Raw genomic sequence first — 1,760 nt, 5'->3', positions numbered from 1 at the left:
ATTGTAATCGTTAAAAAGAATACTCGAAACTTCATAAGAAGATTCCTCCTTTTATTAATTATTTTTTAACACATTTGATTGTAATAAGAACTTCTGTGATTTGCTATTTCATCCATAGCTTGTTTTAATTGTTGTTCACGAAAAATTTCAGCCTCAGATAAAGTCTTTTTCTGAAGAGTAATCGTAAAAAAGAAAATGTGAAAAGTCATAAATGAATTCCTCCTTTCATAAAGGAATTACAGATAATTACAATAAGGGATTTGACGCTCCTTTACTTCATCCATAGCCTTTTGAATTTGTTGCTGGTGCTGAATCTCACTTTCAGAAAATAGATTTCTTTGAATGGTAATACTTAAAAACAATACGCGAAAAGTCATTGAATGTTGCTCCTTTCTTTAATAAATAATGTAAGAGACTAAAAAATCGCACAAAAAAGCCACAGGAAGATATAGTTTTCCTGTGACAAGGCATGAAAAAGCCACAGGAAAGTATACGACCTCCTGTGGCGAATTTGTTAGTTAAAGAAAATACTAAGCGATTTTCAATTCTCCATTAGGTTGGTCGAACTTATATTCAATTGTAAAACAGATGCAGCGTTTAATTGTAATTTCATCATTTCATTCGACCTCCTTTTAGAATATTTTTCTTATGTTAGTAAGTATATACAATTAATGGATAATTGTAAACATAAAAAGTGAAAATTTTTAATTTTGATGAAAATGTGTATGTTTTGAATGTGAGTTTAACGTATGATACTTCTTTTTTCGAAAGAATTTATGGGAAAATATTGAATGGAAATAGATTCTTGTGGTATGGTTAATTACATAAGTAATGAACCTATGAACCTAAGGTGGTGAAAGGATGAAATCGACACTTGAACAAAATAAGTTAATATACATACAAATTGCAGAAACCATCGAGGCAGATATTTTAAAGGGGATACTGCTTGAAGAAGAACAGGTTCCATCAACAAATCAATTTGCAAAGATGCTGCAAATCAATCCGGCGACAGCAGCGAAAGGGGTAAATCTACTGGTCGATGAAGGTATTTTATATAAAAAGCGAGGGATCGGAATGTTTGTTGCAAAGGGAGCAAAGGAAGTTGTATTAAAGAAGCGGCAAAGTGCTTTTATGACTGAATTTTTGCCTAAAGTTTGGGAGGAGGCAAAGGTACTTGAAATTTCTAAAGAAGAGCTGATGAACATGATCCAAATGATTACAAAGGAGGGGAAAGAATAAGAATTGCAGTTGAAGCAGAGGGGTTAACGAAAAAATATAAGAAGAAGATGGCTGTAAATGGATTAACCTTTTCATTGGAAGAGGAATAAAGGAATTAATATTTACAAAAAGTGGAGTTTTGATGAATATATCGTCTTTTATAACAATTTCGATTGGATTAACAGTGTTTTATTTTGTAGTTAGCGGTATATTCATACGGAAAATTTCTCTAGAACAAACAGTATAAAAAACGATATAGATAGTAATAGATAAATATTTTAGGAAAGAAGGAAAAACGTATGGGAGATACATCTTCGTTAATAACTATGTTTTTATGTATTGCATTATTGATTTTATGGAGGCGCTATCGATCTATGCATAAACCGATAAGAGGAAACGGAAAGCGAATTCTATTACCGCTCCTTTTCTTATCACCAGGAATTTTAATGTTTTTTGGTCCTACACATCCGGCGATGCTATACATTAGTTTTGCCATATTATTTGGATTTCTTTTTGCAATTCCGCTTATCATACTTACAAAC

The 1,760-nt window shown here is 31.8% G+C and carries 5 protein-coding genes; 3 read left to right on the top strand and 2 right to left on the bottom strand.

The genetic code is table 11. The features are described from left to right. Nucleotides 1-65: 65 nt before the first annotated feature. Together V7183_RS23830 and V7183_RS23825 are read right to left on the bottom strand one after the other, a co-directional pair. Nucleotides 66-209, bottom strand: a complete 144-nt coding sequence (locus tag V7183_RS23830; protein WP_097899195.1) for a YrzI family small protein — start codon at nt 207-209, stop codon at nt 66-68. A 27-nt stretch (nt 210-236) separates the two neighbouring features. Next, nucleotides 237-377: a YrzI family small protein gene (locus tag V7183_RS23825; protein WP_335361053.1), complete on the bottom strand. Its 141-nt coding sequence runs from the start codon at nt 375-377 to the stop codon at nt 237-239. Between the two features lie 484 nt (nt 378-861). On the opposite strand from V7183_RS23825, the gene V7183_RS23820 reads away from it, so the two are divergent. The 3 genes from V7183_RS23820 to V7183_RS23810 form a co-directional block, all read left to right on the top strand. After that, nucleotides 862-1,239 (top strand): GntR family transcriptional regulator, encoded by a 378-nt coding sequence (locus V7183_RS23820; protein ID WP_335361052.1) that lies wholly within the window; start codon nt 862-864, stop codon nt 1,237-1,239. A 121-nt stretch (nt 1,240-1,360) separates the two neighbouring features. Next, on the top strand, nt 1,361-1,465 hold the full coding sequence (locus V7183_RS23815; protein WP_335361051.1) for a DUF4052 family protein: 105 nt from the start codon (nt 1,361-1,363) through the stop codon (nt 1,463-1,465). Between the two features lie 52 nt (nt 1,466-1,517). Beyond that, the coding region (locus V7183_RS23810) for a CcdC protein domain-containing protein (RefSeq protein ID WP_335361050.1) at nt 1,518-1,760 on the top strand (243 nt) is incomplete at its 3' end.

This window comes from Bacillus sp. JJ1127, from assembly GCF_036965845.1.
Lineage (GTDB): Bacteria > Bacillota > Bacilli > Bacillales > Bacillaceae_G > Bacillus_A.
Note: the sequence above shows the minus strand (reverse complement) of the source record. Positions and strands in the feature narration are given on the sequence as shown.

Coding starts and splice junctions, on each gene's coding strand:
- V7183_RS23830 (WP_097899195.1), bottom strand. CDS start 209: ATGACTTTTCACATTTTCTTTTTTACGATTACTCTTCAGAAAAAGACT.
- V7183_RS23825 (WP_335361053.1), bottom strand. CDS start 377: ATGACTTTTCGCGTATTGTTTTTAAGTATTACCATTCAAAGAAATCTA.
- V7183_RS23820 (WP_335361052.1), top strand. CDS start 862: ATGAAATCGACACTTGAACAAAATAAGTTAATATACATACAAATTGCA.
- V7183_RS23815 (WP_335361051.1), top strand. CDS start 1,361: ATGAATATATCGTCTTTTATAACAATTTCGATTGGATTAACAGTGTTT.